We start from the raw sequence: 25276 nt of genomic DNA on the forward strand, positions 1-25276 counted from the left end.
TTTACTGCTGAAAGCTGTGGTGTGTGGGCATGAAATAGTTAACGCCGACAAGCGAAAACACGGTTAGGGCAAAGAGCCAGACGGCCAATACTGCCGCCTTTCGGCCTCTCCAGCCCAGTGCCAGCCGATGATGGAAAAGCAGGGCGAACAGAAACCAGACCACAAGAGAAACCATTTCCTTGGGGTCCCATGTGATGGCACGTCCCCATTGGATGTGCCCCCAAATGAAACCGCTGGCCATGCCCAGTGTGTACAGCGGAAAGCCGGACATGACGGCTACATGGTTTACTCTGTCAAAGGCGTTGAGCGAAGGAAGGTCTTTTGCAAAACCGCTTAACCTGTCCTTGTTTTTAATTTTTTTGTCAAGGTAAAGGAATATGAGCCCCGCCCCGAAGGCCATGGTCATCAAGCCGAGGCTGAGAAAAAGCGACCCGATGTGCAGACTGAAAAACAGGCCGGACATGGAAGCCGGAAAAGCCGACTGGACCACCGTGATGCGCAACGAGGAAATGAACAGCAACAGAGCCAGCGGTGCGGCCGTGATGGCCAGAAAGGCCAGACGCATTCTCCACCATATGATGAAATAGATGAGCAGCATGCTCCATGAGAGCATCTGCATGTAATACCCTTTGGTCATTTCGGCCCATGAAGAGTCGAGAATGTTGAAGACCAGCAGCAGGGTATGCACGCCGAAACCGGCAACGGTAAGCCACGATGCCGCCTTTGTCACTCGCTGGCGGCGTGTAACCAGCCCGAACAGCTCGACACAGGTGCCCAGAAAGTAGAGCACGATAATGGTCAGGGTAAGCAGCTTAAGCAAGCTCATTCAGCAACTCTCCGATTCTGTTGTGCAATTGTTCGGGAAGCAGATTCCGTAAAAGAGCTTCTGCTTCTGTGTTGCGGTTATGCCGGAGCATTTCTGCGAGGTCTGAATTGACCAGATTTCTGAAAATTTCCGTGTTACGGTGTGTTTCAAGCCCGATATCCAGAATGAGAGGCCGCACCCTGCCCATAAAGGCAGCCAGAGCGGTATATCTGTCTCCGAACCATTCCTGAAGATCGGACCTTATGCGCCGTGCCAGAGCGGGACTGTGCCCCCCCGTGGAAAGGGCGACCAGAATGTCTCCGCTGGTGAAGTGCGCGGGAACAATGAAGCTGCCGGACTGCGGGGCATCGGCCACGTTGCAGGGGATGCCGTTGTGCCTGCAGGCGCGGGCGACTGCGGCGTTTACTGCGGCGTTGCCCGTAGCGGCAAATACAACCGCCTTGCCGGTCACATCATTTTCATCAAATGGACGACATTCGTACACTACCGTACCGCCGGATAGCAAGTCCTGCCAATCCGGAGAGGCGGTGCGCGGGTCGACCACAAGAACGGAGGCGGGCTCGCAGGGCAGCAGTGCCTGCAGCTTGCGCCTGCCTACTTCCCCGCCGCCGACGATGAGGCAGGCGGCTCCCTGAAGATTGAGCAACATGGGGTAATATCGCATTGCCGCGTTATACAATTGTGCGCTGTAAAGGAAAAGGGGAAAGTGCCGGTGTGGTCTTCTTGCCGCTGATGACGGAATAGGCTAGTAAAAAAAGGTATTACGCATAGAGAGAATACATGAAAAAAGCACTGGTGATTCAGCTTGCCCGATTCGGGGACATTATACAGACCAAGCGGCTCATTCTGACGCTGATCGGCCGCTATGACGAGGTGCATCTGGCTGTGGACAGTTCGCTGGTTCCGCTTGCCCGTCTGGTATATCCTCAGCTCTGCGTGCACGGCCTTGCGGCACACAGAGGAGCGGGTTCTCCGGCGGAAGTGTTTGCCGCAAGCAGAATGCTGTTCGGCAGGCTGGCTTCAGAGCGTTTTGACGCTGTATATAATCTTAATTTTTCGCGTCTTAATTTTTCGCTGTCCGCTTTGTTTGATGCTGACAGTGTGCGCGGGTATGCCATGCGCAGCGGGCAGCCTGTGGTGCCGCTGTGGGCAAGACTGGCCTTTCGCTGGACAAGAAAACGCCGCATAGCACCGCTCAATCTTGTTGACTTCTGGGCATATTTTGCGCGCAACCCTGTGTGTGCAGGAGAAGTTAATCCCGTGGCGGCACGCGGGGGAGGCGGTATAGGCGTGGTGTTGGCCGGACGTGATTCACGCCGCTCGTTGCCGCCTGCAGTGCTTGCCGCCTGTGTGCAGGCGGTTTTTGAGGGAACCGGAGGTCCGGCAATAACACTGCTGGGCACCGCTGCGGAAAAAACGCTGGCCAGACAGCTGATGCGCCACTTTTCCGGCCCCATGGTGGAGCGTACCGTAACGCTGGCGGGCAAAACAGGGTACACGGACCTTGCCGAAGTGGTGGGTACGCTGGATACGCTGATAACTCCCGATACCGGCACCATGCATCTTGCTGCTCATCTGGGTACGCCCGTGCAGGCTTTTTTTCTTTCTTCCGCCTGGTGCTTCGAGACGGGCCCTTACGGTATGGGGCACAGAGTCTGGCAAGGAATGGTTCAGTGCTCCCCGTGCGAGGAAAACCGGCCGTGTCCTGTGTCCGTGGCCTGCCTCGCTCCCTTTGCCGACAAACGGTTTCTTCAGGTGCTGGCCGGTAAGGCCGCAGAAGCGTATCCGGAGCATCTGTCCGGTCTTGTCAGCATGTTTGATGCCGTGGGTGTGACGTATCTGCCCGTGTTCGGAGAGGATATGGCCGCGCCGGAGCGGCGGGAGCTGAGGCGGCTGGTAGCGGAGCATGTGTGCCCGGAAACGGCCAAAGCAGGGGCTGGGCTCATAGGCCTGAGCGCCATGCAGGATATGGCACTGCAGGACAGTCTGGGCCGTTTTCTTTTCAGCGAGAGCGACTGGATGCTGGACGCGGCGGGGCGGGACTTTCCGGATGTCGCGGACGTGCCGGGTTTCTGCTGATTTATTTCGAGGTGATGATGAACAGTTCCCTTTGTGATGATGCTGCGTCGCGCGGTGAAAAGGCGCGGGTGCTGGTGGTGCTTCCCATGTATGGCGGATCGTTGCCCGTGGGACGGTACTGCGTTGATGCGTTACGTAATCTGGGGCATACCGTCGAGGTTTTCGAGGCTCCGGATTTTCATTCGGCCTTTTCGGCGTTGAAGGGGTTGCGTGTCACCACCGATCGTCTGGAGTATCTGGAAAACAGTTTTCTGCAGGTGGTCTCGCAGGCGGTGCTGGCCAAGGTGGAGACCTTTGAGCCTGATCTGGTGCTGGCGCTTGCTCAGGCCCCTCTGAGCAGACAGGCGCTCAAAAGGCTGCGCAGAGACGGGGTGGCAACGGCCATGTGGTTTGTGGAAGACCATCGGCTGTTCACATACTGGCGTGCTTTTGCACCGTACTATGACTTTTTTGCAGTTATCCAGAAGGATGATTTTCTGGACAAGCTGGAAGAACTGGGTGTGGATGGCGCTCTGTATCTGCCTCTGGCGGCTCTTGCCTCGTTCCATAAGCCTGTGGACCTCAGCCCCGTGGAAAAGCGCCGGTTTGGTGCCGATGTCTCGTTTATGGGGGCCGGTTATCCCAACAGACGGTTGGCGTTCAGGCAGTTTACCGGATATGATTTTAAAATATGGGGTACGGAGTGGGAAGGCGAGCCTTTGCTTCAGCGCCATGTACAGCTTGGCGGGGCGCGCGTTTCACCCGAAGATGCGGTTAGAATATATAATGCCACCCGTATCAACCTTAACCTGCATTCAAGTGTGCACGCCAGTGAACTGGTCGGCCGCGGAGATTTTGTTAATCCCCGGACATTTGAACTGGCGGCGTGCGGCGCGTTTCAGCTTGTGGACGAACGGTCGTTGCTGCCCGAACTTTTTGCCTGTGATGAACTTGTCACCTTCAGCTCTGTGGAGGAGCTGCACGGGTTGATCCGGGACTATCTGGAGGATGAAGAGGCGCGGCAGGCGTATGCTCTTCGTGCCAGAGAAAGGGTGCTGTGTGAGCATACTTATGAGCACCGGATGCAGGCCTTGCTTGATTTTGTGCGTGCAAAGCGTCCCTCGTGGCCGGCAGTGCGCCGTACGCTGGAAAGTGCCCTGCACGGTGCGCAACTGCCATCGGAGCTCACAGCGGAGCTCGGGCAGTTGCTCGAACGCCTGGGCCTGCCGGCAGATGCGTCATTTGATGATCTGTGCTGGGCGGTGCGGCAGCGTAAAGGCACTCTGACGGAGCTGGAAACAGCACTGCTTTTTTTGCAGGAGTGGAAAAAACAGTATGCCTGAACAGGTAAAGCGGGGCCGCCATATGGCGGCCCCGCTTTTTGTGTGTGCATGAAAAAGGCCTTCCCTGCGGGAAGGCCGGTGGTGCGGGTGTTTGTCTAGCCGCAGGAGGAGCAGCTGCTGCAAGAGCCGCCGCCGCTGCCGAGAGGCTGACCGGATTCAACTTGAAATCCCATGTATGAGAGATCAATCCTGATGGACTCCGCCCGTTCCATCAGTTCTTTGTTTACGGCAAAGGTGAAACCTTTCACTTCGTATACGTTGTCAGATTCGTTTGGCTCATCCAGAGCCAATGCCAGCCTGGGGCCGCTTCAGCCACCGGGCGCAAGATACACACGGATAGGAGTGCGCTCCTTGTCCGCAAAGTAGGATTCCAGCTCCTTGTGAGCGGTATCGGTAAGTTCGAACATTCCGTTCCTCCACGGTTCTGGTATGGGCAACAAGTAAGGGCCGCAGCAAGCTTTGTCAATGCAAACGGCAAAACCCATAGATGAAAACTCTAGCATGGTTGAAAATTGCCCGTTTCCGTGGAAGGTTGGCATGGGAAGCCGCAATAAAAAAAACGGCCCCGAAGGGCCGTTGGTGTGCGCGCTATATTAGCTGCAGCAACTGCTGGAACTACCGCAGCCGCTGCACCCGCCGCCGCCCGGCAGGGGAATTTCGGGAGTCAGGGTGAACCCGCTGCATGTCAGGTCGATGGTTACGTTACCTACCTGCTCAAACAGTCCGGTGTTCATGATAAAGGTATATCCACCTGCGTCTTCCGTCGTGTCGGCTTCACCGGGTTCATCCAGCGCCAGCGCCAGACGGGGACCGCTGCAGCCGCCGGGGGCGAGGTAAATGCGGATGGGAGATTTTTCTTTGTCGGTGAAATAGGCGTCCAGCTCTTTGCCGGCGCTTTCCTGCAGTGTGATCATTGTGAATCCTCCATGGAAAAACCAATGGTATCATAGATTTTTCCAATGTGTTTCGTTTTATGTATCGACCTGATAAATATACAGAATTTAACAGGAAAAGTCAAATGCGGTTTGTGGCTGTCCATTTGCCTTGCCCCGCATAACGCTATACATATGGGGACGCAAAAAGCTAACGCAAGACCGGAAAGGGTTTTTTATGCAGAAAAAGTGCATTCTTTCGGCACAGGACATAGCCAGAACGCTTGAGCGGCTGGCCTGTGAGGTACTTGAACGCCACGGAGACGCGGACAATCTTGCTCTGGTGGGCATCCAGCGCCGCGGGGTGGACATAGCGGGCAGACTGCGTGGTCTTTTGTCCGCCCGGCTGGGCAGAGAGGTTGCTCTGGGCAGTCTGGATATCAATCTTTACCGGGATGACTGGACCAGTCTGGACACCCAGCCCATGATCAACCGCACGGAGCTGCCTTTTGCCGTGGATGACGCCCGGATAGTGCTGGTGGACGATGTGCTCTATACAGGCAGAACCATCCGTTCCGCACTTGAAGCTATTCTTGATTACGGCCGGCCGGAGAGGGTCGAGCTGCTGGTTCTGGTGGACAGAGGGCATAGAGAGCTGCCTATTCATGCTGATTATGTGGGCAAGTCACTCACAACAGGCAGGGACGAGCAGGTCAATGTCCTTGTGTCGGAGCGTGACGGCGACGATGCTGTGATGCTGTTGCGCCGCTAGCAAGAGATTGTCCGGCATGCATGTTGTCCGGCAGGCGGAACCCGGCGGTTCCGCCTGCCGGTTGTAATCAGGAACAGGCCCTGGTGATCTCCGTACCGATGCCGTGATCGGTAAAGAGCTCAAGCAGCACGCAGTTTTCGATGCGTCCGTCAATGATCATGGCCTTTTCAACCCCGTCCTCAAGAGCTTCCAGACAGCACTTGACCTTGGGCAGCATGCCGCCTTTCAGTGTACCGTCTTCAAACAGCTGCATGGTGCGGGCTGTATCGAGCGAAGATATGAGTCTGCCGTCCTTATCCAGAATGCCAGGAACATCAGTGAGCAGCAGAAGCCTTTTTGCTCCCAGTGCACCGGCTACCGCACCGGCCACAAGGTCGGCGTTGATATTGTAAGTCTCTCCGTTTTCGTCCACGCCCACAGGGGCAATGACGGGAATGAAGCCGTCCCGCTGCAGGCTGTGCAGCAGTTTTGTTTCCACTCCTGTCACTTCTCCCACTTTGCCCAGATCAATGATTTCTGGTGCCTGAGCCTCTTTGCTGATCACCATTTCCATCTGGCGGGCCCTGATCAGCTGGCCGTCTTTGCCCGAAAGCCCCACAGCCTTGGCGCCGCTCAGATTCAGCAGGTTGACGATCTGCTTGTTCACCTTGCCGACCAGCACCATTTCCACAACGTCCATGGTGGCGTCATCCGTCACACGCAGGCCTTCGCGGAAGTTTGTGGGAATGTTCAGCTGCTGCAGCATGCGGCCTATCTGGGGGCCTCCGCCGTGTACAACAACAGGATTGACCCCGACATACTTGAGCAGCACGATGTTCAGAGCGAAAGCCTGCTTCAGACTTTCGTCTATCATGGCGTTGCCACCGTATTTTATGACAACTGTTTCACCGCTGAACTGGCGGAAGTAGGGCAGGGATTCAATGAGAACCTTGGATTTGAACGCATCGTTCTGCACGGTATGCTCCGTATCACGGTTTAGAGTATGTAACGGGTAAGATCCCTGTTTGCAGTGATATCTGCAAGATGCTGCCGGACATATTCCCTGTCTATGACTATACGCTCTCCGCTTTTGTCAGGAGCTTCAAAAGAAAGATCTGCAAGAATTTTTTCCATTATGGTATACAGGCGACGTGCGCCGATGTTTTCTGTTTCCTGATTTGCTTCCTGTGCAAAGTCGGCCACAGCCTCCAGCGCATCTTCGGTATATTCTATCTGCACACCTTCGGTGGCCAGCAGAGCTTTGTACTGTACGGTCAGGGCGTTTTTCGGCTCTGTAAGAATGCGGAGAAATTCCTTGCTGCCAAGCGCCGTCAGTTCCACCCGCAACGGAAAACGCCCCTGCAGTTCGGGAATAAGGTCGGAAGGTTTGCTGTAGTGGAATGCCCCCGCTCCGATGAAGAGGATATGGTCAGTGTGTATGATGCCGTATTTGGTATTGACCGCAGAGCCTTCGACAATGGGCAGCAGGTCACGCTGGACACCTTCTCTCGATATGTCGGCGGTTTTGCCGCCTTGCTGACTGCTGGCTATTTTGTCTATTTCATCCAGAAAGATAATGCCTGTCTGTTCTGCGCGTTCTCTTGCCAGTTCTATGACCTTTTCATGGTCGATGAGCCGTTCCGATTCTTCCTGCAGCAGAATGGCATAGGCGTCACCCACCTTCATGCGGCGCCGTTTGCGTTTAGGCGGAAATGCCTTGCTGAACATATCCTTGAACTGCGAACCGATGTCCTCCATGCCCGGCATGGTCATGACATCCATCTGCGGACCGGACTGCATTTCCACTTCCATTTCCACTTCCCTGTGATCAAGCCTGCCTTCACGCCAGAGCGTTCTCAACTTGTTGCGGGTATTTTCTGCGCCGCCTGCAGGTGTCTGCGGGGTGTCAAAGCTTGTGTTTACAGCAGGGGAAGAGGGGAGCAGCAGGTCAAGAAGCCGTTCTTCTGCTGCAGCTTCCGCGCGGGTTTTGACACTGTCCCGTTCCTCTTCCCGTACCAGATTGACACTGATCTCCATCAGGTCGCGGATCATGGACTCCACATCACGCCCCACATAACCCACTTCGGTGAATTTGGTGGCTTCGACTTTCAGAAAGGGGGAGGAAGAAAGCCTGGCGAGCCGTCTGGCGATTTCCGTCTTGCCCACACCGGTCGGGCCCATCATGATGATGTTTTTGGGAGCCACTTCATCTCTGATGGCAGGTTCCAGCTGTTGCCGGCGCCAGCGGTTGCGCAGTGCCACCGCCACCATTCGTTTTGCCTGTTCCTGACCTATTATATACTTGTCCAGTTCTGAAACGATTTCTCTGGGCGTGAGTACGCTCATGGTTGCTCCTTGAAAGACATATGATATCAGCGCGCAGTGTGTGGCTGTCCGGGCCGTGAAAAAAGCGGACGGCGGGCAGAGACAGCAGCAGCATGCGTGGCTGATGCCAACTGTAAGCATCTGTCACAGCACAGACAAGGGCAAAAGGGGAAAAGAAAAGGGGATGCGCATGGCGCATCCCCTTGATGAGGCGGTGAACAGGCTTTATTCGGCACTCAGGGAGAGCGTGCGGAAAAACGTCTCACCCCTGCGGTATATCTGGAACATGATGGCTCCGCGCTTTGCGGCGTCGCCTTCAACAATTTTCTGCAGCTGGCCGACGGTGTTCACAGGCTTCAGATTCGCCATCAGGATCACATCGCCGGGCCGCAGATCTGCCATGGCGGCGGGTGAATTTTGCTGGATACCCACCACAAGCAGTCCATTGGTTGATTCGAGACCAAGCTGTCCGGCTTCCTGCTCTGTCATCTGGCGCAGCTTGAGCCCCAGCTGACCTGTGGCGGCATTCTGCTTCTGCTGCGGGGTTTCATCGCGGGCTGCCATTTCTGTTCCTCTCTCGCCCAGCGTGAGAGTGAAGGTCTTTTGCGCACCGTTGCGCACGGCGACCACTGTGGCCTTGTCTCCGGGGGACAGGTCGGCGATGGTGCGCAACAGGTCAGAGGCACCGGAAATCTCATTACGGTTCACTTTGATGATGATATCGCCCGCGCGTATTCCGGCTTTGTCTGCGGGTTCCCCGCTGAGCACATTGCCGATGAGCGCGCCTCTGGTGTTTTTAAGTCCCAGCGCCTTGGCGGTATTTTCGTCAATGTCCTGAATGGTGACGCCTATCCAGCCGCGGGCCACCCGCTTGTTTGTCTTCAGTTCTTCTATGACCCTTCTGGCAAGGTTACTGGGTACCGCAAATCCAATGCCCTGACCGCTGGCTATGATGGCGGTGTTGATGCCTATCACTTTGCCGTCACTGTTGATGAGGGGGCCGCCGCTGTTGCCGGGGTTGATGGACGCATCAGTCTGAATGAAATCGTCGAATGGACCGGAGCGGATATCGCGGCCCAGCGCGCTGATGATGCCTGCAGTCACGGAGTGGTCAAGACCGAAGGGGTTGCCGATGGCCATAACCCATTCGCCGACCTGAAGTGCGTCGGAATCACCGAACGGCAGGGTGGCAAGCGGCCGGCCTGCATCGATTTTAAGCAGAGCGAGGTCTGTTTCGCTGTCGGTGCCGACAACAGTGGCCTCAAACGTGTCCGGTTCGCCTTTGGCACTTTCCACGTTTACCGAAACTACATCGGCGCCGGCGATCACATGGTTGTTGGTGACAATGTATCCGTCCGGAGAGATGATGAAGCCCGAACCGAGCGAGCGCTGTTTGCGCGGGCGCTGGGGCTGGTTGAAAAATCGCTCGAACTGGTTGAAGAAATCATCAAAAGGCAGACCGTGGGGTCTGTTCTGGAAGAATTCTCTCCATTGTTCGGGAATTTTGTTTTCCACGCTTTTTTCGGTGTTGATGTTGACAACTGCCGGTCCGGCTTTTGCCGACAGTGCGGTGAAATCAGGAACTCCGGCCGCGTGGGCCATGGTGGCGGCCAGCGCGAATACGGTTGTCAGCAACGTGAGCTGAAGGCGTTTGGTGTATCGGTTCATATAAGTTACTCCTTGTAACCTGCCTTGGTTCAAAACTGGAGGCCGTGGCAATACGTAACGATAATAGAGCTTATTTTTGTGTTGTAAACCACCGTGCTGCATATCAGACGCTGTCTGATACGACATATCTGTACAGGAGGCCGTCATGGCGAACGAATCGGCAACGATACCCGTCACCTGCATTGAAGGGTATGACACTATGGACGAGGAAACCGGCGCGTTTCTGGCCGCAGCCGCGGGCAGCGGCGTGCCGCTTGCCCGTCAGGATATTGCAGACATACGAAATGATTATGAACAGAGGCTGAGGACAGGTATTGAGCAGGCTCCGGCCATGGCCGCGGTGGAAGAGCATGCCGTGCCTGTCTTCCGCGGCTCAATTCCGCTGAGGATATACCGTCCGGTTGCTGATAGCTGCCTGCCGGTGATTTTGTTTCTGCACGGTGGTGGGTTTGTTAAGGGAAGCATTGGCTCGCATGAAGCCATGTGCCGCGAGCTTGCCTTGCGCAGCGGGCTGGCCGTGGCCGCTGCGGGGTATCGCCTTGCACCGGAGCATCGCTATCCGGTGGCTCAGGACGACTGTATCTGCGCTTTGCACTGGCTGGGCGCCCATGCGGCAGAAGCCGGGGTCAACGGTGGCAGAATGGTGGTCGCGGGCGATAGTGCAGGAGGCCAGCTGGCTGCCGCGCTGGCTGTGTATGCCCGGGATGCGGGGTTGGAGGCGTTGCGGGGGCAGATTCTTTTTTATCCGTGCGTCGATATGGCAAGCAGCGGTGCGTCACACAATCAGTGTGCTACCGGATTCGGCCTTACGGAAGAGTCTGTCCGCTGGTATTATAACGCCTACCTGCCGCAGGGAATGGCCTGTGATGATCCTGCCGTGTCTCCTCTTTATACAGAGAATCTGCAGGGCGTGGCTCCGGCGGCTGTGTTTAATGCTGTTTATGATCCGGTGCGGTCAGACGGCGAACTGTTTGTGCAGCGGCTGCGCGCGGCCGGCGTTTCCGCAAGGCTGGCTCTGTATCCCACGGTGCATGGCTTTGTCAGTACATACACGCGGTTCCATGCAGGCCGCAGGGCGCTGGCTGCAGCGGGAGCATTCGCCGCGGAGGTGACAGCAGGGTGATGTGCACAAAAAAAGGGGGCCTGCGGCCCCCTTTGTCATTATCCGTGACGGCTACTTTTTGTTAAGTGCGTCTTTAAGCGCCTGCCCCAGTGTGCCGAATCCGCCGCCCTGCGACGACTTGGGCTGCACGCGGTAGCTTGCAGGTATTTCTGCATCTTCCTGGCGGGCAGCGTCCTTGGTGGTCAGGGTCACTTTGCGTTCCGCAGGATTGATTTCCATGACCGCCAGAGTGACGGTGTCACCGGGTTTGCACCCTGCCAGACCGGACTTGGGAGCTGCACTGATGCGGGACTGAGGCAACAGTCCGGTTATCCCCGGAGCGATGTTAACAAACATCCCGAATTTAGCGCATTTTTCAACCGTACCGGTTACTTCGGTTCCGGGGGCGAACTTTTCGGCGGCGCCGTCCCACGGGTCACCTTCGGCTTCTCTCAGGCTCAGGCTTATCCGCCGTTTGGCGCTGTCGATATCTTTGATTTTTACGGAAACTGTGTCTCCGGGAATGACCACGTCCTCGGCTTTGAGAATGCGCCTGGTCCACGACATTTCGCTGATGTGCACGAGACCCTCAATACCGGGAAGCACCTCGACAAAAGCCCCGAAGGGGGTGCAGCGCACAACTTTGCCTTCCACCACGGTTCCTGCGGCAAGTCTGTCTGCTACGGTGTTCCAAGGGTCTTCCATCACCTGCTTTGCAGAAAGAGCAATGCGCAGTCCTTTGGCGGTGCTTTCGATTTTAAGCACCTTGGCGCGCAGTGTATCACCTTGGGTGACGGCTTCGTCCGCACTCTGGACACGGGCCCAGCCGAGTTCGGAAATATGAATGAGTCCTTCGACTCCGGGAGCCAGTTCGGCAAATGCACCGAAGTTGGTCAGACGGGTGATGCATACATCAACGACATCCCCTTCATTCAGTGTCTTCATGTACTCTTTGCGGCTTTCTTCCTGCTGAGCCTCAAGCAGTACGCGACGCGAGACAACAACGTTGCGGCCGTTGTTTTCGCAGCGGGTGATCATGAACTGGAAAGTCTGACCGAGGTATTCTTCAGGATTTTCCACAAAGCGGCTGTCGATCTGGCTAACCGGACAGAAGGCCCTGCGCTGCATCACCTCGACATTGAATCCGCCTTTGCACTGGGCGGTGACTTTGCCTTCCACAGGCACGCCGTTTTCAAATGCCTCTGTAAGTGCCATGGCGCTGCCTGCACTGCCCGCAGAGCGGGAAAGGCGTACTTCGCCCTGTGTGATTGCCACTACATACAGGTCGAGTTCATCTCCCACCGCGCAGGTGACATTGCCTTCTTTGTCTTTCAGTTCCTCCGCATCTATCACGCCGTCAACCTTGGATCCGGTGGCGATGAACACACTGCTTTCATCCATGGCCACAACGGAGCCTTTTACTTTTTCTCCTACCCTAAGGGGGGATCCGGCTTCAGGGGAGTACTGGTCAAGAAGGTCAGCGAAGCTGTCACTGCCTGTCTGGTTCTGATCGTCAGTCATAGGTTAGAGCCTCCTAGAAAAATACGCGCCATCCGGCTGCGCTTTCGGGGTATACTCCGCACGACGGCGCTACGCAAGGCGAATCATGTTGCATCGTGCCGTCTGTCGTGGCAAAAGGCATGATATCACTTGTGACGACCAATCCCAGGAGGACAAAATGCAAACTGCAAGTGCAAGACACATTCTTGTGAATACTGAAGAAGCCTGCCTTGAACTGAAAAAACGCATCGAAGCCGGTGAGGCTTTTGCTGATATCGCCCGCGAACATTCCCGCTGCCCGTCCGGCCGCAGGGGCGGAGATCTCGGTAAATTCCGCAAGGGCCAGATGGTACCGGAGTTTGATGAAGTCGTGTTCAGCGGCGATCTGAACGTGGTGCACGGTCCTGTGCGTACCCAGTTCGGTTTTCATCTTCTTGAAATCACAGAGCGTTCAGAATAAAATTTTTGAAACTTCTGTTGATTAAGGGCGCCTGCGGGCGCCTTTTTTTATATCTTTTTCCTGTTATGTCTTTTTTTGGCAAACATGTTCACCTCATTGGGGTTTTATAGTAATGCTACAGACTATGAACCTGTATTCACGCGCTTACGGAGGTGAGGGTCGTGGCTGATTTGAAGATATGGAAAAATGAGGAGCTGCAGAGAATTAAATCTGAAAGTGACAGTATGTTTGACAGGTTATGTTCCGGGCTTGGCCTGCCGTCTGTGTGCAGACCGCTGCTGGAACCTGCGGTTCAGATGACGGAAAACAGTGAAGAAGTGCTGGTGGAAGCGCATCTGCCGGGTATGAAGCCGGAAGATATCGAAATAAGCGTCACCGGTGACATGTTGAGTATGCGCTGTGACCAGCGCAGTTCCTGCGCGTGTACCAGTCAGCGCAGCGTTTACGAAACGCGGTTCCGGCTTCCGTGCAAGGTCAGGACTGATGAAGTGGAAGCGGAGCTGGATAACGACGTGGTGCGTATCCGTATGCCGAAATGCAGAAGACCAGAGCCGCGGCGAATTCCTGTAAAGATAAAGAAAACCGGCGCGTAATGGAGAGTGCAATGACCAGAAAACAGATTCCCGTTGTCCCCGTCGAGCAGTTGCGCTGGACTCTTGACCCGGAGTCCCTGCCTTTTGATTCCACCGAGGAGCTGGATGAGCAGCAGCATATTATCGGTCAGCGCCGGGGGGTTGATGCTTTCCGTATGGGAATGGGTATCGAGGCGAAAGGGTACAATATTTTTGTGACCGGTGCTGCCGGTATCGGCAAGCTGGCAATGGTCAAGCGGCTGTTGAAGAATCATACAGCGGAAGACCGTACACCTGATGACTTGTGTTATGTGAATAATTTCAGCAATCCGGATGAGCCGGCGCTGCTGCGCTTTGCCGCGGGAGAAGGACGGCGCTTTAAAGAAGCCGTGCAGCAGTTTTTGGAAGATATCAAACGTGAAGTACCTCAGCTGTTTGAAAGTCAGGAATATATCAACAGCAAGAATGAAATAATTGAGGCGCATGACAGAAAGACACGTGATTTTTTTAAAAACCTTGAAGCACGTGTGCGTGATGCGGGATTTGTGCTGGTCAATATGCAGATGGGGCAGGTGCAGCGCCCCGATATCGTTCCGCTGGTGGACGGAGAGCCGGTTCACCTGATGAAACTTGAGGAAATGGCGGATAAGGGACGTTTTCCTCAGGAAGAGCTGGAAAGCCTGCAGAAAAAATACAAAGAACTGAAAGAAGAGATAGATGCCATCTTTCTTGAAGTGCGGCACCTGCAGAAAGAAGTTAAGAAGAAAAGTGAAGAAGTAGACAAGCTTATGTTCGGCAATGCAGCCGCTGAACTTGCCCAGCCCCTGTATGAATCGTTTAAAGATGAAAAGGTGATCCGTCATCTTGACGCCATGCTGGCTGATATGGCTGAGAATCTGGATACCATACGAATGATAGGTCAGACTCCGCAGGGAATGCCGGGCATGCCTATGATGCCTGTGTCAGCAGAGTCTATCCTTCACCCCTATCAGGCGAATCTGATAGTGGATAATGCAGAGAAAAAAGGGCGTCCGGTTATTGTGGAGTCGTACCCCACATATCGCAACCTTTTCGGGGGCATAGACCGGGTGATGGACCGTAGCGGAGTCTGGCGTACCGATTTTACTAAAATCGCTTCCGGTTCGTTCATCAAAGCCAACGGAGGATATCTTGTTCTCAACCTGATGGACGCGATCATGGAGCCCGGAGTCTGGCAGACCCTCAAACGGGCACTGAAAAATGCAGAGACAGAAATCCAGACGTTTGACCCATGGTATTTTGTTACGACTTCGGGACTGAAGCCTGAGCCTATAAAAATGGAAGTGAAAGTCGTGGTGCTGGCCACACCGCAACTATACCACATGCTCCGGAATTACGACCCTGACATGGTAAAGGTTTTTAAAATCAGAGCTGATTTTGATTCCACCATGGAGCGCAGCAGCGAGGCGGTGAATGAAATCGCCCGCCTTATGAAAACATTCGGGCGGGCGCAGAACCTGCTTCCGTTCGACCGTTCTGCCGTGGCCCGGCTGATGGAGGAAGGCGTGCGCTATGCAGGCAGGCAGGAAAAGATTTCAACCTCGTTTCCTGTGTTGCGCGATGTCATGGAAGAATCGAGCCATATTGCCAGACTTGCGGAGTATGCCCGGGTGGAAGCCCGGCATGTGGATGAAGCCATCAAGGCCAGGATAGACCGCGCGAGCCTGATGGAAGAAAAACTGCAGGAAATGATAGACCGCGGCAGTGTGTTTATTGATACGGATGGCGAAGTTGTGGGGCAGGTGAACGGTTTGGCTGTGTATTCGCTGGGTGACTACATGTTTGGTAAGCCTTCGCGCATTACTGCCAACACCTCGATGGGGCGTGAAGGTATTATCAATATCGAGCGCGAGGCGGATCTTTCGGGTGCCATTCACAATAAAGGCATGCTTATTCTGGCAGGTTATCTGCGGCAGAACTTTGCGCAGGACAAGCCCCTCAGTCTGGCGGCTTCCATCGCTTTTGAGCAGTCCTACGGCGGTGTGGACGGGGACTCCGCCTCGTCCACCGAATTGTATGCTCTGTTTTCAAGCCTCAGTGGTGTGCCCATCCGGCAGGGAATAGCTGTGACAGGTTCGGTCAATCAACGTGGCGAAGTGCAGCCCATTGGTGGTGTAAATGAAAAAATCGAAGGTTTTTTCGCCTGTTGTGAAAAGAAAGGTCTGACGGGAACGCAGGGGGTGCTCATACCCAAAGCCAACCTGAAGGACCTTATGCTGCGCGAGCATGTTGTGCGGGCCGTGGCGGAGGGGAAATTTTCCATATGGGCCGTTGACCATGTTGATCATGGCATTGAGGTTCTTACCGGTATGCCTGCTGGTAAGCGGAGTAAGTACGGAAAGTTCCCGGCCGGCACGGTGTATCATCTGGTAGAAAAGAAACTGACGGCGCTTGCCGAGGGGCTGCGTGCTTTTGGAGACAAGAAAAGTGAAACACGCAGGCAGAAACGTAAAAGTTCATCCGCAGACCAGAAGGATGAATAATTTTCTGCCACGGCGGCCTTGTGCGGGGCGCCTGTGAGGTTTCGCGCCATGCTGCGGGACTGAAACTGCATGCCGGCGGTATGGCTTTTACCTGTCCATGTGCGTATGCGAACCCCGTCTGAGAAGGCGGGGTTTTTGTTGGCTATTAATGGGAGAAGGCTGAGTATAAGGCTGATCAGATAATTATAAATTTCACAATATCGGAATATCTCCTTTGCAATAGAGATGCGGGTTAGGCCTGTTTGCTGTTGTGCCCTGCTAACAGGGCGTTGTGCTGGTATGTCCTTCTGTTCACAAACAGCCGATTGAGTAAATGATCAACGTTGCACCTTTTATCTCATTTGATAAGGTGCGGGTGCATTTTGCATCCCTTTGCTGGAGGACAACCATGTTTGAGACGGCCCCTGAAAAAATACGGCTAGCCGTAGTTGTTTATACCCCGGACGGAAAACGGATTGAGGTTGAAGCCGCGGTGGGGGGGCGCCTGTATGTTGATGTTGAAGAAGAAAGCCGGTGTACGGAGCACTTTGCCGTACACTGGGAAGAGCTGCCACAGGAACAGCAGCTTTTGGCGGGGGAGCTTATTGAGGCGGTTACACACCATGTGACTGTTTTCGGCAATAGTTGTGCGCCATGTGTAAAGAAAAAGACGCGGTGAGTGTGTGGAAAATGGTAAGGCCCTTTGAGGGCCTTTTGTTTTTGGGTCTACTTCTGCTCATTGTCTGTACGTACCGGCACGAGTCGCCAGGGCAGATAAAACTCATTGGTGGTCGCTTCCTGATCAATAATATAGCGGATGTTTCTTGTTTTGTAGATTGCCGGCTTTTTCAGGACCCGTTTGTCAAATGAGACAATGCGTACTGCGGGGTCTTTCTGCAGGACCGCCTGCAGTGTGGCATGGCTGAGGGAGTAGCGGCCCCATACAATCCATAAGATCATAAGGATTAACAGCGGAGTGCCGATGACGCCGGTTACAGCGAGCAAGTCTCTGTTGCGGCGGAAGCGCAGAATGAAAATGTGCAGCAGCATGACGGTGATGCCCAGCAGAAGAAAAAAACCATCAAAAAGATGAAATAATTCGTTGTAACTCATTGTGAAGTCCGGATTCTGAGTGTTTCGTGCTGTAAAGGCGGATGCCCGGCTGTCAAAGCCTGCCGCTATCCGCACCTGTGCCGGGGCAGAAATGAGTTGATACCGTATGTGCACAACACAGGCAATTGCTGTGCAGGCATATTTAAAAATACATGAGGCTGTACATAAACGGGCCGACTGATTTCGTTTAGCTGGCTTTCAACAGCACTTTATTTTTTATAACAAAAAAGGCTGCCTCTTTTTAAAGAAGGCAGCCTTTTCTTTTGATCGTGGTGCGCTCGACAGGAATCGAACCTGTGGCCTACGGCTTAGGAGGCCGTCGCTCTATCCGACTGAGCTACGAGCGCCGGAGATGTTGGGGGATATATGACGAAAGGCGACTTGTCAAGTTTGCTGAAATACCGGCAAGAGCGTAAGCAGATTCTGCTTCAGCTTTAATTGTTAACACAGAGATGTAAAAGAGGCTGTTATGGGCGTTCGGGGACGGCTGGCTCCCAGTCCGACAGGGTATCTTCATATAGGAAACGCATGGGCCTTTCTGATCGCATGGCTTGCCGTGCGGGCTGAGGGGGGAAGTCTTGTTCTGCGCATGGAAGATATCGACCCTGACCGGTCGCGCAGGGAATTTGAGCTTGGAATTGTAGAGGACCTTAAGTGGCTGGGCCTTGACTGGGACGAGGGCCCCGACAGCGGTGGGGCCTTTGGCCCCTACAGGCAGAGTGACAGGCTGGGGTATTACGGTCAGGTGCTTGATGAATTTATCCGCAGCGGTAAAGTGTATCCGTGTTACTGCACCCGTAAGGAACTACGGTCCATGGCGTCTGCTCCGCATCTGGGGGAGCATGTTCCTGTTTATCCGGGAACATGCCGCAATCTTGATGCAGCCGGGCAACGGCACCGTGAAGCTTCCGGGCGGGCACCTGCACAGCGTATGCGCTGTGGGGAGAAGCCGCGGACTTTTGTGGATGCAGTGTACGGCAGGCAGAGATATGTTCCTGCTGAATGGGGCGGGGATTTTCCTGTCCGCCGGTCTGACGGTGTTTATGCATATCAGTTTGCCGTTGTGCTGGATGATGCCGCAATGCAGGTCAATCAGGTCGTCCGCGGGCGTGATATTCTGCATTGTACGCCGCGGCAGCTTGTTATTTATGAGGCCATAGGAGCCGAACCGCCGGCATATATTCATGTACCCCTTGTCCTTGATGCGGAGGGAGAAAGGCTGGCCAAGCGTCACGGTCACTTCGAACTGCGCAGGCTGCGTGAAGCAGGCGTTGCACCGCAGGCGCTTGTCGGTTTTTTAGGGTGGAAAGCCGGTTTGCTGGAAACCTGTGTGCCATGCCCGCCTGACCTGCTTGCGGCCCGCTTCCGGAAAGAGAATCTGCCACATGAGGATATCCGGCTCGATCATGATATCCTTTCGCTGCTTGCCGGTATATCGGAGCAGGGTTCTCTTGCATAGTCTGATGGTTACATGGTAGGCGGGATGTCCGGATATCTGCTCCGGTATTATTGCAAGGAAGGTATGCTATGATTGAAAATGCACAAGCTGTTTTTACTGCTGAAAAAATGGCAGCTCTTTTTCCTGCTGAACGGACCGATGCGTTTTTTGACGCATTGTTCGGCGGAGCGGAAGAGGGAGCTTATACCATCCGGCTGGAGTTTGTTTCCGCCAGTTCCGGCATTCTGGAATTTGCTTTTGTTCTGGAAGAAAAGCCGGGAATGTGTCTTGCCTGCAATCTGACCTATGGTCTGCCTCAGGTTTTTTCACGCCATCCCGTTATCGGTGTTGCCGGAGTTGTGGAACAGATTGCGGCTGCAGCCGGGGTACCTGTACAGGAGTTGCAGTGGGAGCTTGGCAGGACGCGGGAAGAATCAAGAGAGCGGCATTGTATTCCCCTTGTTATAACAAGGCGCAAATAGCCGCCGCGTTTTTATGCGTTACAAGAAAAGGGGGTGCTTTGGGCACCCCCTTTTTTATCATCAGGCTTTGATGCTTCTGGAAATGAATTCCAGCACATCATCATAAAGAGAAGGGGGGGCATAAGGAGTGAGAAGTTTTGTACGGATAGAGCCGACAAGGTTGCAGGTGAGAACCGTGGTAGTTTCGTAGGCGGGCAGAGACTTCAGCGAACCGTCCTCAATGCCGCGGCGGACATGATATTCAAGTTCCCGTGGGACCTGATTGAACTTTTCGTACATTATGTCGCGGTCTGTTTTGGTTTTCATATCGCTGTAGGGTGAGCAGCGTACAAGAACCATGAAGTGCTCGTTTTTGTCGATGGAGAAGTCAAGATACGCGCGACAGAAGTTCATGACGGATTCGTAGCCGTTATTACCCTTGGCACATGCGTCCTGCAGATAGACTATAAATCTGTCCAGCACGTCCAGACCGGCTGCGAGGAACAGCTTTTCTTTGTTGCCGTAGTGGTGTGTCAGTAACCCCAGTGCCACTCCGGCCCGTTCGGAAATTTTTTTGAATGTGGTTTCAGAGTAACCGTACTCCCCGAAGAGTTCCTTCGCTGCCAGCAGCAGCGCGTCTTTTTTTGTCATTGTCATAGCAGTGCCCGTCTTTTTAGGTTGGCAGGGAGGTAAGAACCGCTCCTACGCCCAAGAAGCGCTCTTACTGAACTTCTTCTTCACTCAGGTTGTAATGCTTTATATTACTTGTATTCATCAGTCAATCAGTCATGCTCGCTGACAATGGTTCTCAGAAAAAGAAAAAGGCCTCGTGAGAGGCCTGTGAGGAGCGTTTTCCGGAAACCGGCGCCTGATAATAATTCTGGTTAAGCAGAAAAATTGAGTGAGCACCCGCTTTGTCCTTTAGCGTTGCGGAAGTGCTTCGGGACAGGAAAGCGCTGATTGTTTATTCAACCAAGTTGGTAGATAAAGAGGTAACGCCCGCCTGTCGGCTTGTCAAGGCTTATGACAAAAACTTCACAAGAAAAAAGTGTTCAATCACTCAATGGTTTTCTGAGTGTCTTCAGGCCGGGTGCGCCACCGGGCCAGCGCGTCCTCTATAAAGTCGCATACCTGAGCATGTTCGTTCTTCCCTGTTCCGTGGACGGTTATGGGGTCGCCGAACCGGAATCTGGCCGGAATGGAAGGGCGAATGCTTCCGAAATCTTTGCACAGGCTTCCTATGCCCCAGGCCCGGGTATCCAGAGCCACGGGCACCACGGGCACTCCCGCCCGTTTTGCCAGCTTTATGCCTATGGAATTGAAAAGTGTGCGGTCCAGTGTGTAGCTTCTGGTGCTTTGCGGGAAAACGATAATTGAAAGTCCCTGAGCCAGCCGCTGTTCTCCGCCCTCAAGAACTGCTTTCAGATCTTCGCGCGGCGCAGTCCGGGTTACGGTAATGGGGTTGCGGGTCAGCAGTACGTGCTTGAAAAAAGGATACTCAACGAGACTCTGCTTGACGACGAATGTCACGTCTTTGTGAGGCTGGATAATGCAGGGCAGAATGAACGTTTCAAGGGTGCTCATGTGGTTGCCGATGAAAACACAAGGCCCCTGAGCTGCTTTGAAAGCTTTAGTGTTTTCTGTGATGACCGAGCCGCCGGCGCGTTCCAGTGCATGGACTATTCTCAGGCTGCTGCGGACCCATTGCTGGCTGTCATAGCAGTTTTTTTTGCTCAATGCTGCAGCGTGACGCACCGTGAGAGCCATGCGCAGGTAAAAGCTTACATTGGGAAATAACGATGAAAAAACACCGGCCCTGCCTTCCGGTGTCTGATAGTCGTCGGTAAAGTCATGTACATCCGTATTCATGTGTATGCTTCCGGCTGGTATATTTTGCGTAGTTATTTCACACGCAGATAAGAGCGGACACTGCGAACGCCCGGAACACTGCGGGCATGCGCCACTGATCTGGAAATTTCCTGCTGTGTGCCCACAATGCCGAGAAGAACCACATTGCATTGCACGGCTTTCACATCCACGTTGGTAGACCAGATGCGGTCGTCAGCGATCAGCTTGGCATCCACTTTGGCCTGAATTTCAATATTGTCCGTGGTACCGCAGCTGCTGCCGGCTTTTTTGGGCAGCAGGTAATAGGTGACAGAGCGGACTCCATCGGTCTTCCGCGCCAGTTCGATGGCCCGCTGCTTCTGGTAATCGGTTGCATATTCTCCGACAAGATACACATGGCCTTCATAAGATGCCGGGGAAATATCAAGAATTTTTTTGGCATCGTCTTTAAGGTATGCGGCCATGATGTTGGCGGTGATGACTTCATCGTTGTAAATGGTTTTGATGGGGCGTTCATCCACGCTGGCTTTATAAACGGCACAGCCGTTCAGCATGAAGGCGCAATAAGCTACAGCCAGAAACAGCATGATTTTTTTCATTGGTATCTCCATGGTCTGTCAGGAAAGCAGTGCCTGCTGGCGGAAGTTCAGCGCGCCGTCATCAAGCCCTCGTCCTGCGTCGTATATTCCGACAAGTTTTTCCGTGTAGTGAATACTCTTTGTCCGCCTGAAATAACGGAACATGTTGAGATAGTCTGCTTCGTAACCAGTGCCCAGCCAGCCACCGCAGCGCACAGTCACAAGCTCGCGTGAAAGGCAGAGACAGAGCGGGTCGACGTTCCCCTGAAAGAATGGCTCCTTACCTTGCTCGATTACGGGAATCCACGGCTTCGGGTGAGCCCTGCTGATATCGATGCGTGCCACGAGCATCTCTATGTGCGTAAAACATTCGTATACGGCAAATGCCTGTTCTGTCAGAGCATTATCGTCATCTAGAAACAGCACTTTCGTCCCCTTGGAGGCTTTCAGCAGACCGTTTCTTATGGCGTTTCCGTAGTCGTTATCCGCAGGAAAGTCATAATAGCGGATACTTGAAGAGGTATGCACGCGTCTGCCCTTCACCCCGTCAAAGCCAACCAGCACCTCAATCTGTTCATGCGGCAATGCGGCGTTGTCTGCCGCTGCGAAAACACTGTCTATGGCGTGTGCGAGTGCTGCGGGACGGTCGCCGCGGCTGGGTGTGATAACACTGTAACGTATTGCCGGCATAGTGCTATTTTCCTGTACGGCGGGGCCTGCGCAGGCGGCGCCACCACGCGGCCATCCTTTGTTCATGGCCGTTTTCTCTGGGGTGGTAAAAAGCCCGCTCCTGCAATCCGTCCGGCAGATATGTCTGTTCCACCCAGCCTTCGGGATAGTTGTGCGGGTACAGATACCCTTTGCCGTAGCCCCAGTCTTTCTGGAGCTTGGAGGAAGGATTGCGCAGATGCATGGGCACAGGTTTGGGACCGTTCAGCCGTATCTCTTTCGAGGCATTGAGGTACGCTGCATATGTGCTGTTGCTTTTGGGTGCCAGAGCCAGATAAACGGCGGTTTCCGCCAGCGGAATAAAGCCTTCGGGCATGCCTACAAATTCAACTGCCTGCTGGCAGGATACAGCCATCGGCAAAGCCTGCGGGTCTGCAAGACCTATGTCTTCCGATGCGGAGAGAATGAGCCGCCGGCAGATAAAACGCGGGTCTTCTCCGCCTTCAAGCAGGCAGGCAAGGTAATAAAGAGCCGCGTCGGGGTCACTTCCGCGGATGGACTTGATGAGCGCTGAAGCAATTTCGTAATGGCTGTCGCCGTCTTTGTCATGACGCATGACCAGCTCTGGCAGAGCAGCTTTAACGGCTTCGGGGGTCTGTTTTTCTTCGGGCAGTCCGGCGACATACTCCACCAGATTAAGCAGTGTGCGGGCATCGCCATGGGCCACCGTGGCAAGCATTTCGCACACATCGTCTTTCAGTGCAGCGCCTTGAGCCTCGGCTCCTCTGCGGGCCAGAGTCAGCAGGTCGCTGTGGGCCAGCGGTTTCAGTCGCAGAACATGCATTCGGGAAAGCAACTGCCGCGTTACGCTGAAAGAAGGATTTTCCGTTGTGGAGGCAAGCAGTGTGACTTCGCCGCTTTCCAGCACGGGAAGGAAAAAGTCCTGTTGCGCCTTGGAAAATCGGTGCAGTTCGTCCAGCACAAGGATGCGGACTCCCGCCAGAGACTTGCGCAGCTGCTGCAGACCGGCTTCCGGCGCGCTGATACGGATGTATTTTTGGCCGGTGTTGCGGGCAAGCAGCAGTGCTATGGTTGATTTGCCACAGCCCGGAGGGCCGAAAAACAACAGACTGGGCAGACGCGAGGCGTTCATAAGCGCCCGCAGCCTGTCACGCAGGTGTGTTTGTCCGACAAAGCCTTCCAGATCGGCCGGCCGGATTTTTTCCGGCAGGGGCTGCTGTGGTTGTGTCAGGTGTAACAGGGGAATGCTCCGGTTTATCGTTGTTTGCTCCAGAAGTGCAGCCCAAGGCAAAGAAGTGCCGCCGTTTCCCAGCGCAGTATTCTGTTGCCCAGACTGGCGGCTGCAAAGCCGCTTTCTTTCAGCAGGCTGACCTCGTCATCTGCGAAGCCGCCTTCGGGGCCTATTACAAACAGAGTGTCACCTGAACTGCCGAGGGTTTCGCCAGACAGCAACGCTTCTCTGGCTTCTCCTTCCCACAGAATGAATTTACGGTCAAAGCCCTGAGCCAGTTCGACCAGTCCGGTCACCCCCGCGGTCACCGATTTCAGTTCGGGAATCCATGGGTTGACGCATTGCTTTGCACCTGCAACAAGCTGGCTGTGCCAGCTTTCTTTTGTCATGTCAGGCATTTTTGACTGGCTGCGTGCCGCCTGCCACAGCCAGATTCCCGCAGCTTCCAGCTCCACTGCCTTTTCAAAAATCCAGCTGCGCCTTACTGATTTGCCCCAGCCCAGGGCAATATACGCACGCGAATGCGGTTCGGGGTGCATGACAGTTTCTGCAAGCTCCAGCTGCACACTGTTTTTATCCATACCGCGTATTATGAATAAGCCTTCACGGCCTTTGCCGTCCAGAATCCGGCAGGTGTCTCCTGCACGCATCCGCAGCACCTTTATCATATGGTGTGCTTCGGAGCCTCTAAGAGTGCACTGTCTGTCCCATTCGTCCGGTGAAAGAAAAAACGTTCTCATAAGCTCTATGAAAAAAGGCACGGAAAGCCGTGCCTGTAAAAGGTGGAGCCTTCGGAATTCTGTGGTTACAGCTTGATGCGCGCTGTGCCTTTTTTATAAAAAGGCAGGTCGGCTTTTTCAGCTTCAAGCGCCGTACGGGCTGCCTGCACAAGGAATTTCTGCCTGTCTGCATATTCTGCGTTGATATACGCCAGAGCCACAGCGCTGCCCACAGATGGTGCAAAAGAGCCGCTGGTGACAACGCCCACTTCCCGGCCGTCGGGCAGGGTGACTATATCATTGTGACGGGCGCTGCGCCTTCCGCGGATAATAAGGGGAATGAGCTGCTCTCTGATTTGAGTATCTTTTCCTTTGCCTATGTAAGCCGCTTCTGATTTCAGCATCATGCCGTATCCCGCCTCGGCAGGGGTGTGCGCGGCATCAAGATCCTGACCGTAAAGAGGCAGGCCAACTTCCAGCCGCAGCGTGTCGCGGGCCCCGAGACCGGCGGGCTGCACACGGCTGTCCTGCAGCAGGAGTTCCCAGAGCATCAGGGCTTTTGTCCAGGGCAGATAAAACTCATACCCGAGTTCGCCTGTGTATCCGGTCCGGCTTACAATGACGCAGGCACCGTCCAGTGTCACCTGTTCAAATCCGAAATAGCCCAGTGAGCGGAAATCGCGGGCAAAGCATTTTTCCAGTACATTCAAGGACTCAGGGCCCTGAAGGTCTATTTTTGCCGTGGCGGAGGAAACGTCGTCCAGCACGGCAGTTGCGGGCATGTGGGACTGTATCCACTCGAAATCGCTTTCAGTGCAGGCACCGTTGACCACCAGCATGTACTCGTCGGTGTTCAGGCAGTAGACGATCAGGTCGTCAAGAATGCCACCTTGTTCGTTGAGCAGAAAGCCGTACCGGCACTTGCCCGGTGCAAGGGTGGCCAGATTGTGGGTGACCACCTGTGACAACGCTTCGCGGGCTCCTTCGCCTTTCAGAAGAAATTCGCCCATATGGCAGATATCGAAAACCGATGCGCCATTGCGGGTGTGCTGGTGTTCGGCAATGATGCCGGAATACTGGATGGGCATATCCCAGCCGGCAAAAGGGGCCATTTTAGCGCCGTGTGCGCGGTGCCATGCTGTAAGCGGGGTGGTGTGCAGTTGGGCCAAGGCATTTCTCCTTGCGGTCATTGCGGCTTGCGCCGCAGGAGTGGTGTGAGG

At 54.5% G+C, this 25276-nt stretch carries 26 protein-coding genes and 1 tRNA gene; 10 read left to right on the forward strand and 17 right to left on the reverse strand.

Going from position 1 to position 25276, the window contains the following annotated elements; translation table 11 throughout:
- Position 1: 1 nt before the first annotated feature.
- Positions 2–826: a cytochrome C assembly family protein gene (locus ACZ5D1_RS08110; protein ID WP_011367927.1), complete on the reverse strand. Its 825-nt coding sequence runs from the start codon at positions 824–826 to the stop codon at positions 2–4.
- Positions 813–1475, reverse strand: coding sequence for a precorrin-2 dehydrogenase/sirohydrochlorin ferrochelatase family protein (locus ACZ5D1_RS08115; RefSeq protein ID WP_273194543.1), 663 nt, complete (start codon positions 1473–1475; stop codon positions 813–815). Before ACZ5D1_RS08115 ends, ACZ5D1_RS08110 begins: the two co-directional genes overlap by 14 nt.
- Positions 1476–1606: 131 nt before the next feature.
- On the opposite strand from ACZ5D1_RS08115, the gene ACZ5D1_RS08120 reads away from it, so the two are divergent.
- Both ACZ5D1_RS08120 and ACZ5D1_RS08125 read left to right on the forward strand, forming a co-directional pair.
- Positions 1607–2905, forward strand: a complete 1299-nt coding sequence (locus ACZ5D1_RS08120; protein WP_464554541.1) for a glycosyltransferase family 9 protein — start codon at positions 1607–1609, stop codon at positions 2903–2905.
- A 17-nt stretch (positions 2906–2922) separates the two neighbouring features.
- Positions 2923–4227, forward strand: a complete 1305-nt coding sequence (locus ACZ5D1_RS08125) for a CgeB family protein (protein ID WP_464554542.1) — start codon at positions 2923–2925, stop codon at positions 4225–4227.
- A 95-nt stretch (positions 4228–4322) separates the two neighbouring features.
- On the opposite strand, the gene ACZ5D1_RS08130 is transcribed toward ACZ5D1_RS08125, so the two are convergent.
- Positions 4323–4634, reverse strand: coding sequence for an IscA/HesB family protein (locus ACZ5D1_RS08130; protein WP_011367923.1), 312 nt, complete (start codon positions 4632–4634; stop codon positions 4323–4325).
- A 186-nt stretch (positions 4635–4820) separates the two neighbouring features.
- Positions 4821–5141: an IscA/HesB family protein gene (locus ACZ5D1_RS08135; protein WP_011367922.1), complete on the reverse strand. Its 321-nt coding sequence runs from the start codon at positions 5139–5141 to the stop codon at positions 4821–4823.
- A gap of 196 nt (positions 5142–5337) precedes the next feature.
- On the opposite strand from ACZ5D1_RS08135, the gene pyrR reads away from it, so the two are divergent.
- Entirely contained in the window at positions 5338–5871 is a 534-nt protein-coding gene (gene pyrR / locus ACZ5D1_RS08140) for a bifunctional pyr operon transcriptional regulator/uracil phosphoribosyltransferase PyrR (protein ID WP_011367921.1), read from the forward strand.
- A 67-nt stretch (positions 5872–5938) separates the two neighbouring features.
- On the opposite strand, the gene argB is transcribed toward pyrR, so the two are convergent.
- The 3 genes from argB to ACZ5D1_RS08155 all read right to left on the reverse strand — a co-directional run bounded on the left by argB (position 5939) and on the right by ACZ5D1_RS08155 (position 9843).
- The gene (gene argB / locus ACZ5D1_RS08145) at positions 5939–6826 is read right to left on the reverse strand and encodes an acetylglutamate kinase (protein ID WP_011367920.1); all 888 of its coding nucleotides are present in this window, start codon (positions 6824–6826) and stop codon (positions 5939–5941) included.
- A 20-nt stretch (positions 6827–6846) separates the two neighbouring features.
- Positions 6847–8196, reverse strand: coding sequence for an ATP-dependent protease ATPase subunit HslU (gene hslU / locus ACZ5D1_RS08150; protein WP_011367919.1), 1350 nt, complete (start codon positions 8194–8196; stop codon positions 6847–6849).
- Between the two features lie 204 nt (positions 8197–8400).
- On the reverse strand, positions 8401–9843 hold the full coding sequence (locus tag ACZ5D1_RS08155; RefSeq protein ID WP_011367918.1) for a DegQ family serine endoprotease: 1443 nt from the start codon (positions 9841–9843) through the stop codon (positions 8401–8403).
- A gap of 145 nt (positions 9844–9988) precedes the next feature.
- Between ACZ5D1_RS08155 and ACZ5D1_RS08160 the strand changes: the two genes are divergently transcribed.
- Entirely contained in the window at positions 9989–10966 is a 978-nt protein-coding gene (locus ACZ5D1_RS08160) for an alpha/beta hydrolase (protein WP_464554544.1), read from the forward strand.
- A 51-nt stretch (positions 10967–11017) separates the two neighbouring features.
- Here ACZ5D1_RS08160 and ACZ5D1_RS08165 read toward each other — a convergent pair whose 3' ends face one another.
- Positions 11018–12466 carry a 30S ribosomal protein S1 gene (locus ACZ5D1_RS08165; protein ID WP_011367916.1) on the reverse strand — a complete coding sequence of 483 codons (1449 nt, stop codon included), beginning with the start codon at positions 12464–12466 and terminating at the stop codon, positions 11018–11020.
- A 157-nt stretch (positions 12467–12623) separates the two neighbouring features.
- Here ACZ5D1_RS08165 and ACZ5D1_RS08170 point away from each other — a divergent pair, with 157 nt between their 5' ends.
- The 4 genes from ACZ5D1_RS08170 to ACZ5D1_RS08185 all read left to right on the forward strand — a co-directional run bounded on the left by ACZ5D1_RS08170 (position 12624) and on the right by ACZ5D1_RS08185 (position 16657).
- On the forward strand, positions 12624–12905 hold the full coding sequence (locus tag ACZ5D1_RS08170) for a peptidylprolyl isomerase (RefSeq protein ID WP_011367915.1): 282 nt from the start codon (positions 12624–12626) through the stop codon (positions 12903–12905).
- A 161-nt stretch (positions 12906–13066) separates the two neighbouring features.
- Entirely contained in the window at positions 13067–13498 is a 432-nt protein-coding gene (locus tag ACZ5D1_RS08175; protein WP_011367914.1) for an Hsp20/alpha crystallin family protein, read from the forward strand.
- An 11-nt stretch (positions 13499–13509) separates the two neighbouring features.
- A complete protein-coding gene (locus ACZ5D1_RS08180) occupies positions 13510–15999 on the forward strand; it encodes a Lon protease family protein (RefSeq protein WP_011367913.1) in 2490 nt (829 codons plus the stop codon).
- Positions 16000–16312: 313 nt separating this feature from the next.
- Positions 16313–16657: a hypothetical protein gene (locus ACZ5D1_RS08185; RefSeq protein ID WP_148204132.1), complete on the forward strand. Its 345-nt coding sequence runs from the start codon at positions 16313–16315 to the stop codon at positions 16655–16657.
- Positions 16658–16704: 47 nt separating this feature from the next.
- On the opposite strand, the gene ACZ5D1_RS08190 is transcribed toward ACZ5D1_RS08185, so the two are convergent.
- Both ACZ5D1_RS08190 and ACZ5D1_RS08195 read right to left on the reverse strand, forming a co-directional pair.
- Entirely contained in the window at positions 16705–17091 is a 387-nt protein-coding gene (locus ACZ5D1_RS08190) for a hypothetical protein (RefSeq protein ID WP_011367911.1), read from the reverse strand.
- A 270-nt stretch (positions 17092–17361) separates the two neighbouring features.
- Positions 17362–17438: transfer RNA gene (locus ACZ5D1_RS08195), tRNA-Arg, on the reverse strand.
- Between the two features lie 122 nt (positions 17439–17560).
- On the opposite strand from ACZ5D1_RS08195, the gene gluQRS reads away from it, so the two are divergent.
- Together gluQRS and ACZ5D1_RS08205 are read left to right on the forward strand one after the other, a co-directional pair.
- On the forward strand, positions 17561–18550 hold the full coding sequence (gene gluQRS, locus ACZ5D1_RS08200; protein WP_011367910.1) for a tRNA glutamyl-Q(34) synthetase GluQRS: 990 nt from the start codon (positions 17561–17563) through the stop codon (positions 18548–18550).
- Between the two features lie 68 nt (positions 18551–18618).
- Positions 18619–19011, forward strand: coding sequence for a hypothetical protein (locus ACZ5D1_RS08205; RefSeq protein WP_011367909.1), 393 nt, complete (start codon positions 18619–18621; stop codon positions 19009–19011).
- A gap of 60 nt (positions 19012–19071) precedes the next feature.
- On the opposite strand, the gene ACZ5D1_RS08210 is transcribed toward ACZ5D1_RS08205, so the two are convergent.
- The 7 genes from ACZ5D1_RS08210 to gcvT form a co-directional block, all read right to left on the reverse strand.
- The gene (locus ACZ5D1_RS08210; protein WP_011367908.1) at positions 19072–19647 is read right to left on the reverse strand and encodes a TetR/AcrR family transcriptional regulator; all 576 of its coding nucleotides are present in this window, start codon (positions 19645–19647) and stop codon (positions 19072–19074) included.
- 399 nt (positions 19648–20046) lie between these two features.
- Positions 20047–20859 carry a lysophospholipid acyltransferase family protein gene (locus ACZ5D1_RS08215; protein WP_464554547.1) on the reverse strand — a complete coding sequence of 271 codons (813 nt, stop codon included), beginning with the start codon at positions 20857–20859 and terminating at the stop codon, positions 20047–20049.
- 32 nt (positions 20860–20891) lie between these two features.
- The gene (locus ACZ5D1_RS08220; RefSeq protein WP_011367906.1) at positions 20892–21437 is read right to left on the reverse strand and encodes a BON domain-containing protein; all 546 of its coding nucleotides are present in this window, start codon (positions 21435–21437) and stop codon (positions 20892–20894) included.
- 18 nt (positions 21438–21455) lie between these two features.
- Positions 21456–22106 carry a glycosyltransferase family protein gene (locus ACZ5D1_RS08225; RefSeq protein ID WP_011367905.1) on the reverse strand — a complete coding sequence of 217 codons (651 nt, stop codon included), beginning with the start codon at positions 22104–22106 and terminating at the stop codon, positions 21456–21458.
- A gap of 4 nt (positions 22107–22110) precedes the next feature.
- On the reverse strand, positions 22111–23337 hold the full coding sequence (locus ACZ5D1_RS08230) for a replication-associated recombination protein A (protein WP_034619189.1): 1227 nt from the start codon (positions 23335–23337) through the stop codon (positions 22111–22113).
- A gap of 23 nt (positions 23338–23360) precedes the next feature.
- Positions 23361–24077, reverse strand: a complete 717-nt coding sequence (locus tag ACZ5D1_RS08235) for a 16S rRNA (uracil(1498)-N(3))-methyltransferase (RefSeq protein ID WP_455696337.1) — start codon at positions 24075–24077, stop codon at positions 23361–23363.
- Between the two features lie 65 nt (positions 24078–24142).
- Entirely contained in the window at positions 24143–25225 is a 1083-nt protein-coding gene (gcvT, locus tag ACZ5D1_RS08240) for a glycine cleavage system aminomethyltransferase GcvT (protein ID WP_011367902.1), read from the reverse strand.
- Between the last annotated feature and the right edge of the window lie 51 nt (positions 25226–25276).

The organism is Oleidesulfovibrio vietnamensis, from assembly GCF_055388115.1.

Coding starts and splice junctions, on each gene's coding strand:
- ACZ5D1_RS08110 (WP_011367927.1), bottom strand. CDS start 826: ATGAGCTTGCTTAAGCTGCTTACCCTGACCATTATCGTGCTCTACTTT.
- ACZ5D1_RS08115 (WP_273194543.1), bottom strand. CDS start 1,475: ATGTTGCTCAATCTTCAGGGAGCCGCCTGCCTCATCGTCGGCGGCGGG.
- ACZ5D1_RS08120 (WP_464554541.1), top strand. CDS start 1,607: ATGAAAAAAGCACTGGTGATTCAGCTTGCCCGATTCGGGGACATTATA.
- ACZ5D1_RS08125 (WP_464554542.1), top strand. CDS start 2,923: ATGAACAGTTCCCTTTGTGATGATGCTGCGTCGCGCGGTGAAAAGGCG.
- ACZ5D1_RS08135 (WP_011367922.1), bottom strand. CDS start 5,141: ATGATCACACTGCAGGAAAGCGCCGGCAAAGAGCTGGACGCCTATTTC.
- pyrR (WP_011367921.1), top strand. CDS start 5,338: ATGCAGAAAAAGTGCATTCTTTCGGCACAGGACATAGCCAGAACGCTT.
- hslU (WP_011367919.1), bottom strand. CDS start 8,196: ATGAGCGTACTCACGCCCAGAGAAATCGTTTCAGAACTGGACAAGTAT.
- ACZ5D1_RS08155 (WP_011367918.1), bottom strand. CDS start 9,843: ATGAACCGATACACCAAACGCCTTCAGCTCACGTTGCTGACAACCGTA.
- ACZ5D1_RS08160 (WP_464554544.1), top strand. CDS start 9,989: ATGGCGAACGAATCGGCAACGATACCCGTCACCTGCATTGAAGGGTAT.
- ACZ5D1_RS08165 (WP_011367916.1), bottom strand. CDS start 12,466: ATGACTGACGATCAGAACCAGACAGGCAGTGACAGCTTCGCTGACCTT.
- ACZ5D1_RS08170 (WP_011367915.1), top strand. CDS start 12,624: ATGCAAACTGCAAGTGCAAGACACATTCTTGTGAATACTGAAGAAGCC.
- ACZ5D1_RS08180 (WP_011367913.1), top strand. CDS start 13,510: ATGACCAGAAAACAGATTCCCGTTGTCCCCGTCGAGCAGTTGCGCTGG.
- ACZ5D1_RS08185 (WP_148204132.1), top strand. CDS start 16,313: ATGATCAACGTTGCACCTTTTATCTCATTTGATAAGGTGCGGGTGCAT.
- ACZ5D1_RS08190 (WP_011367911.1), bottom strand. CDS start 17,091: ATGAGTTACAACGAATTATTTCATCTTTTTGATGGTTTTTTTCTTCTG.
- gluQRS (WP_011367910.1), top strand. CDS start 17,561: ATGGGCGTTCGGGGACGGCTGGCTCCCAGTCCGACAGGGTATCTTCAT.
- ACZ5D1_RS08205 (WP_011367909.1), top strand. CDS start 18,619: ATGATTGAAAATGCACAAGCTGTTTTTACTGCTGAAAAAATGGCAGCT.
- ACZ5D1_RS08210 (WP_011367908.1), bottom strand. CDS start 19,647: ATGACAATGACAAAAAAAGACGCGCTGCTGCTGGCAGCGAAGGAACTC.
- ACZ5D1_RS08215 (WP_464554547.1), bottom strand. CDS start 20,859: ATGAATACGGATGTACATGACTTTACCGACGACTATCAGACACCGGAA.
- ACZ5D1_RS08220 (WP_011367906.1), bottom strand. CDS start 21,437: ATGAAAAAAATCATGCTGTTTCTGGCTGTAGCTTATTGCGCCTTCATG.
- ACZ5D1_RS08225 (WP_011367905.1), bottom strand. CDS start 22,106: ATGCCGGCAATACGTTACAGTGTTATCACACCCAGCCGCGGCGACCGT.
- ACZ5D1_RS08235 (WP_455696337.1), bottom strand. CDS start 24,077: ATGAGAACGTTTTTTCTTTCACCGGACGAATGGGACAGACAGTGCACT.